Below are 19,253 nucleotides of genomic sequence, written 5' to 3'. Positions count from 1 at the left end.
TTCAGGAGAGGCAATAATCCAGGTCCAGCGCAAGCGATTGCCCCGGCCTGGGTGCCTCATCTGGACGGAACTGGCGCGCCGTATTGAGGGCATAGGGCACCGGGCGGATCGAACCACCACGACGCTGGTCAATCCGAAGCAGCGTCACCGTTCGGAGCCCGAGGATGGAGGCCGTGCGCTCAGCCTGCTGACGACCATCGCGCAAGGCCTTTTGGAGCAGCTGATCGGCAAGGGCAGCACCGTCCTGATCGGATGCCAAGGACGTCATCCCCTGGAGGCTGCCCCCAGCCAAGCGCCCGGCTGCCTGAATCAGCGCGTCGTAGCGCCCTCGATCCACCTCGCCGCTGATGGTTGTACTCGCCTGCTGCCGACGCGGACCCTGGCTGCCCCCGCCGATGCCATAGGTGCGAGGGGCGGGGACCGTCAGCCGCCCACTGATCAACGAATCCAGGGTCATCCGCGTCTGCTCGAGCCGCTGATTGAGCTGATCCATCGCCGCAGCGGCCGTGGCACCCTCCGCCTGAATCCTCAGGCTGAACCGGAAACGATCGCTACGGGTCTGCCCCTGTTCGGAAACACTCAGCTCCAGCAGGGTGCCATTGCAAACCGGCGGATTCGCTGCCGCAGCTGACGCTGTAGGCGGCAGGAACGCAGTCGGTAGCGAGACCAAAGCCGGCAACAGAGCCAAGCCCGAACGATTCAACAAGGCTGCCGCGCGATGCGGTCTGGGCGGTTTCACAGACACTCGACAGGGAGACAACGATGGTTACCGCTGTCTAAGTCGTTCCGGCGCAGGAGTTGTGACGGATGCATGACCACAAGAGCGCGAATCATCACCAGATCCATCTGAGCGTTCGGGCAACCATGCACAGAACCGTGCAATCAGAACCGTGCGATCAGGCTGCGGTGACCCAGCTGCCATGCAGGCCATGGGGAATCGCCAAGGGAAGCTCAAAGACTGCCAACTCGCTGAGATCTGAAGCATCAAGGATCACCAGATCAGAGGCTTCGCGGGCACCGTTCCAGAGCAGCTCAAGCACCCAGCCATCATCCTCTGACGCCGCACCGGGACGGGGCACCATCAAGGGCTCACTGACAAACCCGTGGGGCGGAGCACTCCAAATCAAACGCTCACCCGTGCTCAGATCCAACTTCTTGATCACTTGAAGCGGGTCGTTGCCCTGCTCGCGAGCCGCCGCCGCCATCCAAGCGAAACGGCAGGGGAGACCCTCCTTGTTGGGATTCACCATCGCGAATTCGCAACAACGCTCACTGAGCCGACGGGTCTCCACCCGACCGGTCTTCAGATTGATGCGGCACTGCTCCAGCAACCCTTCAGGAATCAGATCGAAATCAACAGCCGTGAAATCCACATCGGGACCGATCGAGGGGAAGTCGGCGTAGTAGATGCTCTCCACCACCACATCCCCGTCCTGCTCCCAGGCGTTGAGGTGGTGGAAGACAAAGCCGTCTGGGGCGTCGATGATCCGGGGCTTCTCGCCTGCAAAGGCACCGCAATCACGGGGAATCAGCCAGAACTTCGCCTGACCGTCTGGATTGGATTGCAGACACTGGGCCGCACCTCTCTTGCCAAGCACGAAGGGCAGGGGGTTGAACTCCACAGCGTTCTGCAGGAACACCGCCCAATTGGGTGTGATCGCGAAGTCGTGCAGGAAAGCGAACCCGTTGAAGCTGTCGCGGCGTTCGCTGAGCAGATCCCCAGCCTTGATGCCAGCAGCGGCGTCCGATTCCGTCGCGAACTCCATCAGCCGGATCGTGCTGCGAGGTCCGGTTTTCACTCCGAAATTGACCATGCGGGGGCGATCGTGATGGCCAGGATCGAAGCGGGGATGGGCACTAAAGGCCTCGGCTTTCTTGAGCACCCCTCCCAACAAGCTGATGCCGCGGGTCTCCAGGGTGACGGGATCGAGGGCATGGGGCTCCGCTGCTTCCCAGAGAGCGAGCAAGTCATCGCCCAGTTGCACCACGCCGGTATTGGCAATGTTCTTGAGACGCAGATCCAAGGCATTGGCGGCAACCCCTCCAGGCTTCTGACTGCCGAACACCCCGCGATACAGCACCTTCCCGGCCGCCTCCTCCGCCAGCCAGCCGGCGGTGCGCACGAATCGGTTGCTGAGCTTCACGCCGTCGCCGCTGAAGCGCAAGGCCGTGATCATCCCGTCCCCATCGAAGGGGTGATGCACCCTCTGGCCACCCCGCTCGAGACGGCCTGGGCCGTTGCGGTAAAGGGTGCCGAGCAATGCGGAGGGCACGCTGCCGCGCACGGGGGTCAGCGCCACGTCCGTCAGTTCCTGCTCCACGTTGCGAAACGCGCTGGCCCAGTCCGCGCGGTTGAAACGGTCAACGGCAGGGGCAACGGTCACAGCGGAAAGCACAGCAGCAGCACCATCCTCTCGTAACGGAGTGTGAAGCGCGGATCACACTCCGCTCGGTCCCTTCAGCTGCCGCCGGCCTGCTCCAGCACGCCTTTACTGCTGGGCACCGATCCAGCCCGGCGGGGGTCGATCTCGGTGGCCATGCGCAGGGCACGGGCGAACGCCTTAAAGCAGGCCTCCACGATGTGGTGAGAGTTCACCCCATCGAGTTGACGGATATGGAGGGTGAGACCGGAGTTATTGACCACAGCCACAAAGAACTCCTTCACCAACTCTGTGTCGTAGCTGCCGATCTTCTGGGCAGGAATCTGCAGACCGAAACTCAGATGAGGGCGTCCGGAACAATCCAACGCCACCTGCACCAGAGCCTCATCCAGGGGCGCCACGAAATGGCCGAAGCGATGAATGCCCCGGCGATCCCCTAGCGCCTGGGAGAGGGCCTGACCCACAGCAATGCCCACATCCTCATTGGTGTGGTGATCATCGATGTGGGTATCTCCCCGAGCGGCAACCTCCAGGTCGATCAAGCCGTGGCTGCTGATCTGATGGAGCATGTGATCAAGGAACGGCACCCCCGTCTCGACCTGGCAGCTGCCGCCACCATCGAGCCCGAGCTTCACCCGCACATCGGTTTCTCCGGTGACGCGATGCACTTCACCTGTGCGCATGGCTTGTTGGCGCCCGAAGCGCTGACTCAGTCAGAACAATCCGATCATGCCGGACTCACATGCCATTGATGCAGTAGCCGGCGTCCACATAGATGGTCTGACCGGAAATCCCACTGGAGAGTTCGCTGAGCAGGAAGGCGGCGGTGTTCCCCACCTCGGTCTGGGTGACGGTGCGGCGCAGGGGCGCCTTCTCCTCCACGTTGTGGATCATGTCGAGGATGCCGCCGATGGCGCTGCTCGCGAGTGTGCGGATCGGACCAGCACTGATCGCGTTGACCCGCACCTGCTTCTCGGGGCCCAGCTCAGCGGAGAGGTAGCGAACGGAGGCCTCCAGCGCCGCTTTGGCCACACCCATCACGTTGTAGTTCGGGATCGCCCGCTCAGCGCCGAGATAGGTAAGGGTGACCACGCCGGCCTTCTCGCTGAACAGGGGCTTGGCGTGGGCGCAAAGCGGTGCCAGGGAGTAGGCGCTGATCTCCAGGGCACGGGCAAAGCCCTCGGCGGTGGTGGCGCTGTAGTCGCCGATCAGCTCTTCTTTGCCGGCGAAGGCCAGGCAGTGCACCAATCCATCGAGCACACCCCATGTCTTCTTGATCTCCGCAAACACCGCTTCCATCTGAGCCGGGTCCTGCACATTCAGGGGCAAAAACAGGCTGGGCTCCAGGGGGGCGGTGAGGTCGCGCACCTTGGTCTCGAAGCGACCCTTCTCATCCGGCAGATAGGTGATCCCGAGCTCGGCCCCAGCGGCTCGCAGCTGCTGGGCGATTCCCCAAGCGATCGATTTGTTGTTGGCAATGCCGGTAACGAGGATCTTCTTGCCCGTTAGATCGAGAAGCATCGGACCGGCACAGAGGTAACTGTCGGCGATTCTCCCCCATCCAGGGTCCGCCACCGTCAGATCACTCGCAATCGGACCAACGGATCGACAGGATGACGTGCGCTCCAGCTTCCTGACGGTGCCGCCGCTGCCTACGCCACCTCCCCTGTCTTGGCCTGATCGCCCCGGCGACCTCCCGCGACACCTGGCCGATCGTGATGCCCTGCAAGACCTACTCAAGGAGACGTTCCCAGAGGCGGAGGGGGGCCTCAGTGGGATCCGCGGGGGCCGCCAGGCGGCGGAGTCCCAGCTCAATCGGCTGGATGCAAAGCGCTACGGGCGCAGCCGCAACCATCTCCAAGGTGCGGTGACCAGGCTGTCGCCCTGGATCCGTCACGGCGTACTCACCCTTGCTGAGGTGCGCGATGCCGTCTTTGCCCAGTTATCGGGCCGGGGGCAGGGCCAGCAGGAGGGAGGCAAGCTGATCAACGAGTTGGGCTGGAGGGATTTCTGGCAGCGGATGTGGATGGATCTGGGCGATGCCATCCATCACAGCCAGGAGGAGCTCAAAACGGGGCACGATCCTTCCTCCTATGGCCGCACGCTGCCCGAAGACATCCGCGAGGGGCGAACTGGGCTGGCTTGCATGGATGGTTTTCAGGCGGACCTGGTGGGCAGCGGCTGGTTGCACAACCACGCACGCATGTGGTTGGCCGCTTACGTGGTGCATTGGCGGCGTATCCACTGGAAAGCCGGCGCCGACTGGTTCCTCGAGCACCTGCTCGATGGTGATCCGGCCAGCAATCACCTGAGCTGGCAATGGGTGGCCAGCAGCTTCAGCCACAAGCCTTATTTCTTCAATCGCGACAACCTTGAGCGCTACAGCGAGGGGCGCTACTGCAACGGCTGCCCCAGCGCCCAGAACTGCCCTTTTGAAGGCAGTTACGAGCAGCTGGAACAGCGTTTATTCGCCATCCCCATGGCTGGAGCGATTCGCAACGTTCCCGCGCGCAGACGACGCTGATGGACCTCCAGAAACCGATCCTCTGGATTCATGAGGAAGCGCTCGGCCCCAGGAACCCCGCCCTGGAGGATGCCGCCCCAGGAACGCCGGCGCTGTTTGTGTTTGACAGCCACTGGATCCGCGACCAGCGCATCAGTCGCAAACGTCTGGGCTTTCTTTACGAGTGCGCCTTGGAACTTCCCGTGAGCATCCGCCACGGCGATGTGGCCGCCGAAGTGATTGGTTTTGCGCAGCACCATGGCGCCGATGGCGTGATCACCAGCGAGGCAGTGGATCCACGCCTGCAACGGATCGCGGCTGCGATCGACCGGAAACTGCCCCTTTGGATGCTCGAGCCTGAACCGTTCGTCACCCTGCCCAGACCACCACGGCTTGGACGCTTCAGCCGTTACTGGCGCGCGGCGGAACCGGTGGTCTGGGAGCGATTCCCGCCTCAAGAACGGGGTTGACCCCCATGGAGCAGTGCCTCCTCGCGTTGCTGCTCCAGGGCTGGATCCGTCAGCAGATCCTCTTCCTCCAGCGCAGGCAGACGAACGGGCTTGAGCTCTGAGGCCTGCCGCGGCGGCTCCTGCCACTGCCAGCGAGCCTTTGGGGCACGGGCCTTGCAGAGAGCCTCCAGCTCCCTGCGTAGGGCATGGCGCACATCCCGACGCTTCACCGCGGCAAAGAACTCCTCCTGATCAGCGAGCCCAGACGAGAAAGGAGCCGTGCCATTGCCGTTGAACAGACGGGCCGGACTCGCCAGCCAGCGGGGCCTGCAGAAGGCAGGATCGCTGCTGTCGGTTTCCAGATACAGATGGAGCCCATAGCCATCGGGCTGGCTGACCACCGCCAGACCGTCATGGGGCTGACTGCGCTGAAGGGGGAAAATCCGCCAGCTCGCTTTCTGGTCGCCACCACCGCATCCACTGAGAATCAGTAAGAACAGTGCCGCCGTCCAGAAACGAGCCATCGTTGCCTCATGGTTCTCACACCCTCCACCATGCTGCCGCTGGGCAGCGCCCTTCCGGCTTTTTCGCTGCCGATTGCAACCGGCACGGGACCTGGCGCGACCCATCTCAGCAGCGGCGAGCTGCCGCAACAACCGTTGCTGCTGATGCTGCTCTGCAGCCACTGCCCCTTTGTGAAACACATCGAGGCAGAGCTCAGCCGGCTTGATCTGGATTACGGCGATCGGGTCAGCCTGGTGGCCGTCGCCAGTAACAGCTGGATCACCCACCCCGAGGATGGTCCTGAGGCCCTGGCTCGCCAGGCCCAAGCCAACGGCTGGCGATTCCCCTATGGCATCGACCAGGAGCAGACGCTGGCCAAGGCGCTGCGGGCCGCCTGCACGCCGGAGTTCTACCTATTCAGCCCGCCGGTCAGTCCGCCGGATCAGACAACGGTCCCGTCAGCGGCGCCTCAGATCCTGCGTTACCGCGGCCAGTTGGATGGCAGCCGCCCCGGCAATGGCCTCCCCGTCACTGGCAGCGACCTCCGCTCGGCCCTCCAAGCGGTGCTAACAGGAGGCACCCCCAGTGCAGACCAACAGGCATCGATCGGCTGCAACATCAAATGGCATCCAGGCCAGGAGCCCCCGTGGTTCAGCGGCTCGGCTTAAGGTGCCTGCCATGCAGGTGCCTCCCTTCAGTCTCAGTCAGCAGCTCAGCGATCTGGGAGCGGAGCTCGACGATGCCGTTCTGCGGGTGCTGCGCAGCGGCCAGTACATCGGTGGGGCCGAGATTCAACGGTTTGAGCAAGCGTTTGCCACCAGCGTTGATTGCCCCCATGCCGTGGGCTGCAACAGCGGCACCGATGCACTGATCCTGGCCCTGCGCGGCCTGGGCATCGGCCCAGGCGATGAAGTAATCACCGCCTCCTTCAGCTTTTTTGCCACCGCCGAAGCCGTAAGCGCCGTTGGGGCAAAGCCGGTTTTTGTGGATGTGGATCCCGTCACCTACCTGATCGATCTCAGCCAGATCGAAGCGGCCATCACCCCGGCCACTAAAGCGCTGATACCGGTACACCTGTTCGGCAGGCCAGTGGACATGGGGGCCCTGATGGCGATCGCCCAACGCCATGGCTTGAAGGTGGTGGAAGACTGCGCCCAAGCCACAGGAGCCCACTGGGGCGGCAAAGCTGTCGGCAGCTGGGGTGATGTGGGCTGCTTCAGCTTTTTCCCCACCAAAAACCTGGGGGCTGCCGGCGATGGTGGTGCCGTGACCTGTCGCGATGCCGACCTAGCCCAACGCATGCGCGAACTGGCAGTGCATGGCATGCCCCGGCGCTACCTGCACACGGAGCTGGGCTACAACAGCCGACTCGATGCTCTGCAGGCCGCAGTGCTCAACGTGAAACTGCCCCATCTGGGCCATTGGGTGGAGAAGCGCAATGCAATCGCCGCCCGCTATCAGGAGGCTCTGGCAGGCCTGCTTGGTCTCCAACTCCCCGACCCCGCCTCTGCCACAGCCGTCGGCCATGGCTGGAACCAGTTCGTGGTGCGCGTGCGCCTCTGCCCCGAGAACCAGCCCAATTGCGCCGGTCGGTGCGACGACCCAGCCAGCAGCTTCGGATTACCCAGCAGCCGCTGCCGTGACTGGCTCAAGCAGAGCCTTCAGGAGCAGGGCGTCAACACGATCATCTATTACCCGATTCCGATCCACCGCCAGCCGGCCTACGAGGCCCTCGGCCTCGCACCCGGAAGCCTGCCGATCACCGAACAGCTCTGCAGCGAGGTCCTGAGCCTGCCGATCTTCCCTGAGCTATCCAGCGATCAGCAGGACAGGGTGATTGCCGTGTTGCGCAACCTACTGGCCAGCACCACTCAGGCGGAGCGAATGGTGGCGTAGAGCGCCTTGAAGCGCGCCTGCTGGGTTTTGTGATTCACCAGCGGCTCGGGATAACCATGCCGCTCCAATGCAGCAATCTCTCCACTGAGCAGATCCTTGGTGTTCACGTGGCGCAACTCCGGCACCCAGCGGCGGATGTACTCCCCTTCCGCATCGAACTTTGAAGCCTGGGTGGCGGGATTAAAGATGCGCAGGGGCTTGGGGTCCATGCCGCTGCTGGCGCTCCACTGCCAGCCGCCGTTGTTGGCCGCCAAATCGCCATCCACCTCCAGCTCCATGAAGGCGCGCTCCCCCCAGCGCCAATCACAGATCAGATCTTTGACCAGATACGAGGCCACGATCATGCGGCAACGGTTGTGCATCCATCCGGTTTCGTTCAGTTGTCGCATCGCCGCATCAATGATCGGCATGCCGGTTTGACCATCCTTCCAGAAGTCAAACCAGTCCTTGTTGTTGTCCCAAGGGAACTGACGCCATTGCGGCCGGTAGGGACCGTCCGCCAGCTCGGGAAAATGAAACAAGGCCTGCTGATAAAACTCGCGCCAGCCCAGCTCCTGCTCCCACACCGTGATCGCCTGGCGCTGCTCATCGCTGCGGGCCAACGCTTTGATCTCCTGGGCTGCACACCAGGCCTGACGCGGACTCACCGTGCCCACACTCAGGGCAGCGCTGAGATAGGACGTGCCCACCACACCAGGGAAGTTACGGTCGGGCTCGTAGGCCATCAACGGGCCATCCACAAACGTGGCCAACTGCTCCGCCGCCGCGGCCTCCCCAGGCCGGCAGGGACACATCTCAGTGCCACGGAAACCATGCTCAGCCCTCAGGCGCTCCAACGCACGCTGACCCTCCAGGCAGAGGCGGCCCAGAGGACCCTCACCGCTGCTGATCGCGTCAAGGGCCGCAGCCTCCAGATCGATCAAGCCGGAAGGAGCCTCAACGGTGCTGGGCTCGCTGCGCTCCACCTGGCCGCGCCAGTTGCGCAGGAAAGGTCCGTAGACCCTGTAGGGATCGCCACCGCCGGTTTTGAGCGCCTCAGGCGCCACCAGCACTTGGTCCCAATCCACCAGCACCTTGCGACCATCGGCCTGCAACGCCTTGGCCACCGCCCGGTCGCGCTCACGGGCATAGGGCTCCACATCACGGCTCCACACCACCGCCGGCACCTGCAGCAGATCGGCTAGCTGCGGAAGCACAGCCACGGGATCACCCGCCACCACCAGCAAGCGGCTGCCTGCTTCGCGCCAACGACGCTGCAGCTCGATCAAGCTCTCCACCAGAAACCAAAGCCGGGCCGGCGCCATCGGCGGCAAGTGCTGCGGCGGGGTGAGGATCGCCGGATCCAGCACGTACACCCCTGTGACGGCGGGGCCGAGGGCAACGGCAGCGTTCAGACCGGTGTTATCGGCCAGGCGCAGATCGCGTCGATGCCAGAAGAGCGTGCGTGCCATCGCCATCACAGACCCAACAGCTGCTTGGCGCGGAACCAGGCGGTGACGCTCTTGCCATCGAGCCACTCCTCGCCGGAGGCCAGGCGAGCATCGAGCTCAGCAGGGCTCATCTGCACCACCTCAAGGTCTTCATCGTCGTCACCGGCCGGCGGGTTCTCCAGCGGAGTGAGCTCGCGGGCCAGGAAACAGTGGATCACCTCATCGGAGTAACCGGGACAGGGGAGCATCGGCCCCAGAGCATCCCAGCGAGCAGCGCTGTAACCCGCTTCCTCTCCCAGCTCCCGCTGCATCGATTCCAGAGGATCTTCCCCCGTCTCAAGGGTGCCGGCGGGGAACTCCAGCAGGCGGGCCTGCACCGCAAAGCGGTACTGGCGCAGCAGCACCACCTGGCCCTCGTCCGTGATCGGCACCGCCAGGGAGGCCCCTGGGTGGCGAATGAGCCCGAAGGTGCCCTCCACCCCGAGGGGCAGCCGGATGCGGTTGCGCTCGAATCGGATCTTGCGCGCATCCAGAGCCTCGAGCGTCTCCAACAACTGGAAAGGTTCAGGAGGCGGCAGCGGAGCCATGGGACGCGGGGAGATCGCTGCGGCCCAGCATGACGGGTTGCTCATCCCAGCTGGCGGATCCCGTCATCGCTGCCAGCAATGGTTGGATCACAAATTGGCGCAAATGCAGTCGGGGATGGGGCAACCGCAGGCGCTGGTGCTCGAGGCGCAGTTCCTCCCAGAAGAGGAGATCGAGATCCAACGGGCGCGGCCCCCAGCGCTGCTCCCTGGCACGGTCACGCCCGAACTGTCGTTCGATGGCATGAAGCTGATCCAGCAATGCCAAGGCCTTCTCAAGGCAAGGATCGCCAAGATCCCCCGTGACCAGCACCACGGCATTGAGATAGCTGGGCTGATCCGGCGGCCCCCCGACGGGCGCGGTGTTCAGCAGGGGAGACCAAGCGCAATGAGGACCATTCCCGGAGTGGGGAGCCGCCCAGGCACCGATCAGCGCTTCCAACAACGGTCGCACCGCCAGCAGTGTCTGGTGGGGGCTTCCAGCAGAGCTAGGCAGATTGGCGCCGAGGGCAATAGCCAGACGGGTGGCGGGCATCCGCGGGTTGCAATCAGTTTCCAAGCCTGATCCAACGCCCGCTGCAGAGCATCAGCGAGACTGAGCCTCCAGAACAGCGCCGGACGCATTCATGGTGGCAAGCGGAGTGGTGAGCACGGCAGCCCAAGACCAAGCCAACCGCGCCTTCCCGCTGGCGGCCATCACCGGCCACGGCACCTTGAAGCTTGCCCTGATGCTGGCGGCGGTGGACCCCGGCCTGGGAGGCGTGATCATCGCCGGCGGCAGGGGGACGGGCAAATCGGTGCTGGCCCGCGGCCTCCATGCCCTGCTCCCTCCGATCGAAGTGCTCAATGTGGAGGGCGGTGATGGGCCCCAGAGCCATGGACGCAACCTCGACCCCCTCAACCCTGAGGAATGGGACGACAACGCCCGGCGACGCATCACCGCTTTAGGGGGCAATCCCGAGGCCACCGGCACGGAAGCCCTGTTGCCCACCAAGGTGATCCCGGCTCCCTTTGTGCAGGTGCCCCTGGGCATCACCGAAGACCGGCTCGTCGGTGCCGTGGACGTGACTGCCTCCCTCACCACTGGCAATGCCGTGTTCCAACCAGGCCTGCTAGCGGAAGCGCACCGGGGCGTGCTCTATGTGGATGAGCTCAACCTGCTCGATGACGGCATCGTCAATCTGCTGCTGGCGGCGGTGGGTAGCGGCGTGAACCAAGTGGAACGGGAGGGGCTGAGCCTCAGCCACCCTTGCCGGCCGCTGCTGATCGCCACCTACAACCCAGAGGAAGGCAACGTCCGCGACCATCTGCTCGATCGTTTCGCGATTGCCCTCTCTGCCAATCAGCTGGTGAGCACCGAACAGCGGGTGGAGATCACCGAGGCGGTGCTGGCCCACGGCCAGTGCAGCCGCAGCTTTGCGGAGCAATGGCGCGAGGAGACCGATGCCCTGGCCACGCAGCTACTGCTCGCGCGCCAATGGCTGCCGGATGTGCAGATCAGCGGCGAACAGATCGAATACCTCGTGACCGAGGCGATTCGGGGCGGCGTGGAAGGGCATCGCTCCGAGCTGTATGCCGTGCGCGTCGCCAAGGCCCATGCGGCCCTCAGCGGCCGCGACCAGGTGGAGGCCGATGACCTGCAGGTGGCCGTGGCCCTGGTGATCGCCCCGAGAGCCTCGCAACTGCCGCCACCGGATCAGCAGATGGAGCCGCCACCTCCCCCCGAGCAGCCACAGGACCAGAGCCCACCGCCACCGGAGGCGGGGGATCAGAACCCGGAAAATCAGCCGCCACCGCCGGAAGGATCCGGCGAGGACGAGAGCGACCCTCCCGAGGACGACAGCAGCGACGACAACGATCCGGACCAAGACGACAGCCCGGAGGACGACTCTCCAGAAGACCAGGCGCCTCCCTCGGTGCCGGAAGAGTTCATGCTCGACCCGGAAGCGGTGGCGATCGACCCGGAGCTGCTGCTGTTTGGCGCAGCCAAAGGCAAGAGCGGCAACAGCGGCAGCCGTTCGGTGGTGCTGAGCGACAGCCGCGGCCGCTATGTGAAACCGATGCTGCCCCGCGGGCCCATGCGCCGGATCGCCGTGGACGCCACCCTGCGCGCGGCCGCTCCTTACCAGAGGGCGCGCCGCGCCCGCCAACCGGAGCGCACCGTGATCGTGGAGGAGGCCGACCTGCGCGCCAAGCTGCTGCAGCGCAAGGCCGGCGCCCTGGTGATCTTCCTGGTGGATGCCAGCGGATCGATGGCGCTGAATCGAATGCAGAGCGCCAAAGGTGCCGTGATCCGCCTGCTCACCGAGGCCTACGAAAACCGTGATGAAGTGGCCCTGATCCCCTTCCGCGGCGACCAGGCGGAGGTGCTTCTGCCCCCCACCCGCTCGATCACCGCCGCAAGACGGCGGCTGGAATCGATGCCCTGCGGCGGTGGTTCACCACTGGCCCACGGCCTCACCCAGGCAGCCCGGGTCGGGGCCAACGCCCTGGCCACTGGTGATCTGGGCCAAGTGGTGGTGGTGGCCATCACCGATGGGCGAGGCAACGTTCCCCTCAGCACGTCCCTGGGGCAGCCGGAGCTGGAGGGGGAGGAGAAACCAGATCTCAAGCAGGAGGTGCTCGATGTGGCCTCCCGCTACCGGGCGCTCGGCATCAAGCTGCTGGTGATCGACACCGAACGCAAGTTCATCGGCAGTGGCATGGGCAAGGACCTGGCCGAAGCCGCCGGTGGCAAGTATGTGCAACTCCCGAAAGCCAGCGATCAAGCCATCGCCGCGATCGCCATGGAGGCCATTAACGCAGTGACGTAACGAAAACGGAACGCCCCCGTTACGGGAGCCCAGGCCAAAGGGTTGGGCCCTCAGGGCTTGCCGGTTTGGGCTGGGTAGAGCTCTTGGAAAAAGGCGCCCAGGCCAATCGTCACGTCCCGAACGGCCTTCATGAACTTGGGGTCAGAGGTGAGCTTCTCCACATCGCCGCCCACGGTGTCAATCTTGCGCGTCAGCGACTCAGCGTTGCTCACCGTGCGCTTCAGCTCACTGACGGTTTTCGGGTTATCGAGGGCCGCCGCCAAGTTGCGGATGTGAGCCGCCGCCTTGGCGGCATCATCCGTGGCCTGGTTGAGGTTGTTGATCGTGGGCTCGGCTCGCTCCAGCTCAGCGCTGAGCTGCTGAATCAGTTTTTGAATGTCTTGGGCTGTGGCATCGAACTCATCGGTCGACTCAACAAGACGCGATACCAGCTTTTCCTTTTCGGCCTGGGACAGCAGACGCTGCAGCGAGGCGGTCACGCTGTCGAGGCTGGCGGCCTGCTGTCCGCGAATCGCGGCACCATTGCAGAGCACACCGCTTCCGGCGCAGTTTCTTGATTTTGGCAAGGGAGCATTGGCCCCCAGCGGCTTGCCACGGCTGACCAGGTTCACTTGGGCATCACCGCCCAGCAACGAAGCAGCTCCCACGCTGGCCGACACCGGCAGGGGCAGGCGTAAATCCTCCTGATCGATTTCAAGGGTGGCGCGCACCGCCTGAGGGGTGACCTGGATGTTCTTGACCACCCCCACAAGGATGCCGCGATAGGTGACGGGGGAACGTTCTGCCAGACCGCCAGCGTCGGCGAAATCCACGGTCACCGTCCAGGTTTCCGCGCCGAGACGCACACCCCTCAGCCAGAGCATGGTGCCGGCAAACGCCGCGACCGCCCCCACGATTGAGAATCCAACGATGGCCTCACGAACGCTGCGACGCATAAGGATTAGTGGTCGGAGGGCTGCATCGGTCCGCGCAGACTACCGGTCCTGAACTGTTCTACATAGGGATTGTCGGTGCAGCGAAACTCGTCGATCGAGCCATCCCAACGAAATTTGCCGCCGTAGAGCATCACGACCCGTTCGGCGGAACGCTCGATCGTGCTGCGCACATGGCTGATCACCACGGAGCAGCCATTGGCCACGGTGGTGGTCTTGACAATCAGGTCCTCGATGCGCGTGCAGGCCACGGGATCCAAACCGGCCGTGGGTTCGTCGTAGAGCAGAAGGGGCATTGCATCAGCGGCACGGTCGGGGTCGTCGATCAGGGCCCGCGCAAAGCTGACCCGCTTCTGCATACCGCCGCTGAGCTGACCCGGATACTTGTCGGCCACATCATTGAGGCCCACCGCTTCCAGACACTGCATCACACGCTCACGGATCTCCCGGGGCCGCAACCGTCCCAGCCGCATCAACAGGAAGCCGACGTTCTCCTCCACGGTGAGAGAGGCCAGCAACGCCGGGTTCTGAAACACGAGGCGCACATCAGGGGGCTGACGCTGATCCAAGCGGCGGTAAATCTGAGGCTGACCAAAGAGACGCAACTCGCCTGAGGTGGGCAGTTGCAAGCCCGCCAGCAGACGCAACACGGTGGACTTGCCGGCACCGGAGGGGCCCACGACGGCCAAACGCTCCCCAGGTTGCATCGTGAGGTTGACCGCATCCAGAACGGGCCTCGGTCCCCACTGCATGGTGAGGTTGCGCATCTCCACCACAGGACAGGCTGCGATGGATGGAGTGTTGGCCGTGGACTCAGGCACGGAATCGGACGTGCAACCGGGCACATCCTGCCTGCGCTGGCAAGGGAAGGTGGTGGGACAGCGCAATTTCCGTACAGTTCATGCTGAGGCAATCGCTGAAGACGCCCGTTTGACTGCGCCGATTCCACCCACCCAGCGCCGCGAGCGACGCAGCAACCGGCGCCGGCAGCAGGCTCTTCAGGAGCGGGTTCTGCGCCAGAAGGATCTGGTGACCCGCTCCAGGCGTGCGGTACGTTGGCTCCAACCCGGGCTGGTGGTGAAGCGCTGGCTGCTCACCTCCGGAATCGGCCTGGTGATGGCGCTGGTAGGAGCCGCTGTCTGGGCCGATCTGCAGCCGATCTACTGGACCCTCTGGGCGATCCAAGAAGGACTCAGCTGGATCACCCGCGTGATGCCAAGAGGCATCACCGGCCCTCTGGTGCTGCTCATCGGCATCGGTTTGGTGCTGTGGGGGCAAAGCCGCAGCTTCGGCTCGATCCAGCAGGCGCTCGCCCCGGAGAAAGACACCGTGCTGGTGGATGCCCTACGGGCCAAAAGCAGGCTCAACCGGGGCCCCAACATCGTGGCGATCGGTGGCGGCACCGGGTTGTCCACCCTGCTCAGCGGGCTCAAGCGTTACAGCAGTCACATCACAGCGATCGTGACCGTGGCCGATGACGGCGGCAGCAGCGGGGTGTTGCGACGGGAGCTCGGCGTGCAGCCCCCCGGCGACATCCGCAACTGCCTGGCAGCTCTCTCCACCGAAGAGCCCCTGCTCACCAAACTGTTTCAATACCGCTTCTCCGCCGGTGGCGGCCTAGAAGGCCACAGTTTCGGAAACCTGTTCCTCTCGGCGCTCACGGCGATCACCGGCAGCCTGGAAACGGCGATCACCGCCTCCAGCCGGGTGCTGGCGGTGCAAGGTCAGGTGGTGCCCGCCACCAACGTGGATGTGCGGCTTTGGGCGGAGCTGGAGGACGGCACCCGCCTCGAAGGCGAATCAGCGATCGGCAAGGCCCCGAGCCCGATCGTGCGCCTCGGCTGCCTTCCAGAACAGCCTCCAGCGCTTCCTAGGGCCCTGGAAGCGATCGCCCAGGCCGATCTGATCCTTCTTGGCCCAGGAAGCCTCTACACCTCCCTACTCCCGAATCTGCTGGTGCCTGAACTGGTGACGGCGATTCAACGCAGCCGAGCACCACGGCTTTACATCTGCAATTTGATGACCCAGCCAGGGGAAACCGATGGCCTGGATGTGAGCGGTCATCTGCGCGCCATCGAAGCCCAACTCGCTTCGCTCGGCATCAGCCAGCGGCTGTTCCAGGCGGTGCTGACTCAGGAACCCCTGGCGGAATCGCCACTGATCGCCCACTACCGACAACGCGGTGCCGAGCCCGTGACCTGCGACCGGTTGCATTTGCAGCGGGAGGGCTACGACGTCACCGAAGCGCCCCTACAGGGAGTCCGGCCCACAGCCACCCTCCGGCACGATCCGCGCAGCCTTGCCCTAGCTGTCATGCGTTTTTACCGCAAACACAAGCGCGATAGTCAGTAAGCGTCCTGCATTTCGTAGAAATCGGGCTGCACATAGTCCTTACGCAGGGGCCAACCTTTCCAGTCTTCTGGCATCAACAAACGTTTGGGATGGGGATGGCCTTCGAATTGAATCCCAAACATGTCGAAGGTTTCCCGCTCCTGCCAATCCGCTCCACGAAAGAGGCCATAAAGGCTGGGCACGCTGGGCTGACCTTCCCGGGACAGAAAAACCTTGAGGCGCACTTCACGCACGGCCTGGGCTCCACCCTCGGTGACTTCAGCCATGGCCACCAGGTGGTAGAAGCAGACCAACCGCTCGCCGGGGCCCTCGTCGTAGCCACCCTGGCACTGGAGGTAATCAAACCCGTGGCTCTTGAGCGCGGCGGCGATCACCGGCAGGAACATCGCCTCAACACCGATGGTTTCCGTGCCGATGTGATCGGCAGGCAGCAGATCATGGTCAAATCCCTGCTGACTGAGCCACTGACTGACAGGGCCGGGCTCAGGTGCTGCTGGAACGGTGGTTTCTGCCGCTGCTTCGCTTGCGGGCTTGTTGTCGGGAGTCGCGCTCATGACGATTCGGCGGGTGCGGTGGCGGTCTCGGAAGGTTCAGTGCTGGGCACGGCTGGCATGGCCAGGCCGATGCCGGGCTTGAGGGCAGCCACCTGGGTTTCAGCGCGCAGATAGGCCCCGGTCACGGCGGGTTCGATCGGCTGCATGGCGTGCTGCACCGTGAAATAGCGGTGGGTCTGCTGCAGTTGACGGCGGTCCGCCACCGACTCATTCGCCACTTTCTTGCGCAGCTTGATCACCGCATCAAAGATCGCTTCCGGGCGAGGAGGGCAGCCGGGGAGATACAGATCAACGGGAATCAGCTTGTCGACCCCCCGCACCGCGGTGGTGGAGTCGGCGCTGAACATGCCGCCGGTGATCGTGCAAGCCCCCATGGCAATCACATATTTGGGCTCCGGCATCTGCTCGTAGAGCCGCACCAGCGCCGGGGCCATCTTCATGGTGACGGTACCCGCCACGATTAAAAGATCGGCCTGGCGCGGTGAACTGCGGGGGACCAGACCAAATCGGTCGAAATCAAAGCGAGAGCCGATCAGGGCCGCGAACTCGATAAAGCAACAGGCCGTGCCGTACAGCAGGGGCCAGAGGCTGCTGAGGCGGGCCCAGTTGTGGAGGTCATCAAGGCTGGTGAGAATGACGTTCTCACTCAGATCGCTCGTGACTGCTGGCGCTCCCTCCGCAGCACCGGCGACGGGTCCACAGCTTGCGGCACGCAGGTCGCGCACAGCATCGATGGAGGGCGTCGTTGAGAGGGAAGGGGTGGTCATCTCAGACATCGGATCAGCTCCACTCGAGGGCGCCCTTGCGCCAGGCATAGGCCAGTGCCACGACCAGGATGGCAATGAAGATCAAGGCTTCGATGAAAGCCAAGAGCCCGAGGCGGTGGAACGCCACCGCCCAGGGATAGAGGAACACCGTTTCCACGTCGAAGATCACGAAGACCAACGCGAACATGTAGTAGCGGATGTTGAACTGAATCCAGGCGCCACCGATCGGCTCCATGCCGGATTCATAGGTGAGCTCGCGCTCCCCCTGCTGACTGCGCGGTGCCAGCAGTTTGTTGGTCACCAACGCCAGCACAGGCACTGCCGCGGCGATCAGCAGAAACCCGAGAAAGGCGTCATAACCCGGCAGCGCAAACATCTGGGCAGGCCCGATCTGGCAGGCAGTCTGGCATTCACCGCCACCCTCTGTTGCGGAATGCCCCCGATAGAGTTGCGGGGCCCGGCCGATCCATGGTGAGCGACGAGAGCACAGCTCCAGAACCCTTGTCCGAACGGGCGACCTCTGAACCGGCTGTTTCTGAACAGGCTGTTTCTGAACAGGCTGTTTCTGAACAGGCTGTTTCTGAACAGGGGGCCGCTGGTTCTGAAGGGGAGCAACCTGTCGCCGAAACCAGCGACCCACGCACCCACCGCTTCGAATGCCGCAGCTGTGGTTACGTCTACGACCCGGATGAGGGTGTCAAAAAGTTGGGGATTGCCACCGGTACCGCCTTCGAGGATCTCGATGCGATCAGCTTCCGCTGCCCGGTGTGCCGCAGCAAGGTGGGCGCCTTCCGGGACATCGGCCCACGCTCCAAAGCCAGCGGCTTCGAGGAGAACCTCAACTACGGGCTCGGTGTGAACCGACTCACCCCCGGCCAGAAGAATGTATTGATCTTCGGCAGCCTTGCCCTCGCCTTCGCCTTCTTCCTCTCGCTTTACTCCCTGCGCTGATCTCCCCAGCCATTGCCTTCATAGCCGCTGCGTTTACAGCCACTGCATTCACAGCCAACCCGTTCAAAGGACCTGCCTCTCTCCCCATGAAGCGACTGCTTGCTCCCCTCTTCAACCTGCTGCTGGTGGCCTGCATCGGCTTCGGTCTCGGCGGCTGCGTCTCCACTCGTCTCGCTGCAGCGGAGACCAGCCCCTGGCAACCGATCGATCTGCACACCCAGGCCAACCCCCTGGATGTGGCATTCACTGATACCAACCATGGCTTCCTGGTGGGAAGCAACCGGATGATCCTGGAAACCAACGATGGCGGCAGCAGCTGGAGTGAGCGCAGCCTCGATCTGCCTGAAGAGGAAAACTTCCGACTGATCAGCATCGATTTCGATGGCGATGACGGCTGGATCGCTGGCCAGCCCGGCCTACTGATGCACAGCAGCGATGGTGGCAGCAACTGGACCCGCCTCTTCCTGGACACGAAGCTGCCAGGTGAGCCCTATCTGATCACGGCCCTTGGACCCAACAGCGCCGAGCTCGCCACCAACGTGGGCGCCGTGTATCGCACCCGTGATGGAGGCGGGAGCTGGGAGGCCGAGGTGAGCGACGCGGCCGGTGCCGTGCGCGATCTGCGCCGCAGTGACGACGGCCGCTATGTGAGTGTCAGCAGCCTGGGCAATTTCTACGCCAGCTGGGATCCCGGCCAGGACGTGTGGCAGGTGCACCAGCGGGTGAGCAGCCAGCGGCTGCAGAGCATCGGCTTCCAGCCCGACGGCCGCCTTTGGATGCTGGCCCGCGGCGCCCAGATCCGCTTCAACAGCGAGCAGGGCGACAACGAAAGCTGGAGCAAGCCGGTGATCCCCATCACCAACGGCTATGGCTACATGGATTTGGCCTGGACGCCTGACGGCACGATCTGGGCCGGAGGCGGCAACGGCACGCTGCTGCTGAGCCGCGATGGCGGCGACAGCTGGCAGAGGGACCCTGTGGGTGCGGAGCAACCCTCCAACTTCACTCGCTTTGAAACCGCTGATGGCAAAGCCTTCCTGCTCGGCGAGCGCGGCATTCTGCTGCGCTGGCAGGGTTGAGGGCCGGCAAAAGCCACAACGCTGTGTAACCAAGCCCCGCCGCCAGCCCCGGCCCTTC

Annotated in this window: 21 protein-coding genes; 8 read left to right on the top strand and 13 right to left on the bottom strand. The window is 64.1% G+C overall.

Annotated elements, in window-relative coordinates; genetic code table 11:
- Position 1: 1 nt before the first annotated feature.
- The 4 genes from CWE17_RS07405 to fabI form a co-directional block, all read right to left on the bottom strand.
- Complete coding sequence (locus tag CWE17_RS07405) at positions 2-706, bottom strand: SIMPL domain-containing protein (RefSeq protein ID WP_240789309.1); 705 nt, start codon at positions 704-706, stop codon at positions 2-4.
- A gap of 190 nt (positions 707-896) precedes the next feature.
- Positions 897-2,384 (bottom strand): carotenoid oxygenase family protein, encoded by a 1,488-nt coding sequence (locus tag CWE17_RS07400; RefSeq protein ID WP_131455797.1) that lies wholly within the window; start codon positions 2,382-2,384, stop codon positions 897-899.
- A gap of 74 nt (positions 2,385-2,458) precedes the next feature.
- Positions 2,459-3,064, bottom strand: a complete 606-nt coding sequence (gene hisB / locus CWE17_RS07395; RefSeq protein ID WP_131455795.1) for an imidazoleglycerol-phosphate dehydratase HisB — start codon at positions 3,062-3,064, stop codon at positions 2,459-2,461.
- Positions 3,065-3,119: 55 nt separating this feature from the next.
- Positions 3,120-3,902 carry an enoyl-ACP reductase FabI gene (gene fabI, locus CWE17_RS07390; RefSeq protein ID WP_131456001.1) on the bottom strand — a complete coding sequence of 261 codons (783 nt, stop codon included), beginning with the start codon at positions 3,900-3,902 and terminating at the stop codon, positions 3,120-3,122.
- A 97-nt stretch (positions 3,903-3,999) separates the two neighbouring features.
- Here fabI and CWE17_RS07385 point away from each other — a divergent pair, with 97 nt between their 5' ends.
- Positions 4,000-4,905 carry an FAD-binding domain-containing protein gene (locus CWE17_RS07385; protein ID WP_370318286.1) on the top strand — a complete coding sequence of 302 codons (906 nt, stop codon included), beginning with the start codon at positions 4,000-4,002 and terminating at the stop codon, positions 4,903-4,905.
- Complete coding sequence (locus CWE17_RS07380; protein ID WP_131455793.1) at positions 4,905-5,354, top strand: hypothetical protein; 450 nt, start codon at positions 4,905-4,907, stop codon at positions 5,352-5,354. The genes CWE17_RS07385 and CWE17_RS07380 overlap by 1 nt, the downstream gene beginning before the upstream one ends.
- Here the strand turns inward: CWE17_RS07380 and CWE17_RS07375 are convergent.
- Positions 5,339-5,857: a hypothetical protein gene (locus CWE17_RS07375; RefSeq protein ID WP_131455791.1), complete on the bottom strand. Its 519-nt coding sequence runs from the start codon at positions 5,855-5,857 to the stop codon at positions 5,339-5,341. The genes CWE17_RS07380 and CWE17_RS07375 overlap by 16 nt on opposite strands.
- 9 nt (positions 5,858-5,866) lie before the next feature.
- On the opposite strand from CWE17_RS07375, the gene CWE17_RS07370 reads away from it, so the two are divergent.
- Positions 5,867-6,505: a thioredoxin family protein gene (locus CWE17_RS07370; RefSeq protein WP_131455789.1), complete on the top strand. Its 639-nt coding sequence runs from the start codon at positions 5,867-5,869 to the stop codon at positions 6,503-6,505.
- A 10-nt stretch (positions 6,506-6,515) separates the two neighbouring features.
- Positions 6,516-7,733, top strand: coding sequence for a DegT/DnrJ/EryC1/StrS aminotransferase family protein (locus CWE17_RS07365; protein WP_131455787.1), 1,218 nt, complete (start codon positions 6,516-6,518; stop codon positions 7,731-7,733).
- Here the strand turns inward: CWE17_RS07365 and CWE17_RS07360 are convergent.
- The 3 genes from CWE17_RS07360 to folK are packed head-to-tail and all read right to left on the bottom strand — an operon-like array spanning position 7,709 to position 10,282.
- On the bottom strand, positions 7,709-9,190 hold the full coding sequence (locus CWE17_RS07360) for an FAD-binding domain-containing protein (protein ID WP_131455785.1): 1,482 nt from the start codon (positions 9,188-9,190) through the stop codon (positions 7,709-7,711). The genes CWE17_RS07365 and CWE17_RS07360 overlap by 25 nt on opposite strands.
- Positions 9,190-9,750 carry an NUDIX hydrolase gene (locus CWE17_RS07355; protein WP_131455783.1) on the bottom strand — a complete coding sequence of 187 codons (561 nt, stop codon included), beginning with the start codon at positions 9,748-9,750 and terminating at the stop codon, positions 9,190-9,192. The genes CWE17_RS07360 and CWE17_RS07355 overlap by 1 nt, the downstream gene beginning before the upstream one ends.
- Positions 9,728-10,282 (bottom strand): 2-amino-4-hydroxy-6-hydroxymethyldihydropteridine diphosphokinase, encoded by a 555-nt coding sequence (gene folK, locus CWE17_RS07350; protein WP_131455781.1) that lies wholly within the window; start codon positions 10,280-10,282, stop codon positions 9,728-9,730. The genes CWE17_RS07355 and folK overlap by 23 nt, the downstream gene beginning before the upstream one ends.
- Positions 10,283-10,373: 91 nt before the next feature.
- Between folK and CWE17_RS07345 the strand changes: the two genes are divergently transcribed.
- Positions 10,374-12,560: a magnesium chelatase subunit D family protein gene (locus CWE17_RS07345; protein WP_131455779.1), complete on the top strand. Its 2,187-nt coding sequence runs from the start codon at positions 10,374-10,376 to the stop codon at positions 12,558-12,560.
- Positions 12,561-12,610: 50 nt separating this feature from the next.
- Here CWE17_RS07345 and CWE17_RS07340 read toward each other — a convergent pair whose 3' ends face one another.
- Positions 12,611-13,495, bottom strand: coding sequence for an MlaD family protein (locus tag CWE17_RS07340; RefSeq protein WP_206338367.1), 885 nt, complete (start codon positions 13,493-13,495; stop codon positions 12,611-12,613).
- A 5-nt stretch (positions 13,496-13,500) separates the two neighbouring features.
- The gene (locus CWE17_RS07335) at positions 13,501-14,244 is read right to left on the bottom strand and encodes an ABC transporter ATP-binding protein (protein WP_131455999.1); all 744 of its coding nucleotides are present in this window, start codon (positions 14,242-14,244) and stop codon (positions 13,501-13,503) included.
- Positions 14,245-14,521: 277 nt separating this feature from the next.
- On the opposite strand from CWE17_RS07335, the gene yvcK reads away from it, so the two are divergent.
- Entirely contained in the window at positions 14,522-15,844 is a 1,323-nt protein-coding gene (yvcK, locus tag CWE17_RS07330) for a gluconeogenesis factor YvcK family protein (protein ID WP_131455997.1), read from the top strand.
- Here the strand turns inward: yvcK and CWE17_RS07325 are convergent.
- The 3 genes from CWE17_RS07325 to CWE17_RS07315 are packed head-to-tail and all read right to left on the bottom strand — an operon-like array spanning position 15,838 to position 17,541.
- Entirely contained in the window at positions 15,838-16,398 is a 561-nt protein-coding gene (locus tag CWE17_RS07325) for an NAD(P)H-quinone oxidoreductase subunit J (protein WP_131455776.1), read from the bottom strand. The genes yvcK and CWE17_RS07325 overlap by 7 nt on opposite strands.
- Positions 16,395-17,165, bottom strand: a complete 771-nt coding sequence (locus tag CWE17_RS07320) for an NADH dehydrogenase subunit K (protein WP_131455774.1) — start codon at positions 17,163-17,165, stop codon at positions 16,395-16,397. Before CWE17_RS07320 ends, CWE17_RS07325 begins: the two co-directional genes overlap by 4 nt.
- 13 nt (positions 17,166-17,178) lie before the next feature.
- On the bottom strand, positions 17,179-17,541 hold the full coding sequence (locus CWE17_RS07315; RefSeq protein ID WP_007100866.1) for an NAD(P)H-quinone oxidoreductase subunit 3: 363 nt from the start codon (positions 17,539-17,541) through the stop codon (positions 17,179-17,181).
- A gap of 95 nt (positions 17,542-17,636) precedes the next feature.
- Between CWE17_RS07315 and CWE17_RS07310 the strand changes: the two genes are divergently transcribed.
- Positions 17,637-18,116 carry a rubredoxin gene (locus CWE17_RS07310; protein ID WP_370318292.1) on the top strand — a complete coding sequence of 160 codons (480 nt, stop codon included), beginning with the start codon at positions 17,637-17,639 and terminating at the stop codon, positions 18,114-18,116.
- An 86-nt stretch (positions 18,117-18,202) separates the two neighbouring features.
- A complete protein-coding gene (locus CWE17_RS07305; protein ID WP_131455772.1) occupies positions 18,203-19,195 on the top strand; it encodes a photosynthesis system II assembly factor Ycf48 in 993 nt (330 codons plus the stop codon).
- Positions 19,196-19,253: the final 58 nt, after the last annotated feature.

The sequence above is a fragment of the Synechococcus sp. BS56D genome, from assembly GCF_004332405.1.
In the GTDB taxonomy this organism is placed as follows: Bacteria; Cyanobacteriota; Cyanobacteriia; order PCC-6307; family Cyanobiaceae; genus Synechococcus_C.
This window is presented reverse-complemented; position numbering and strand designations above follow the sequence as displayed.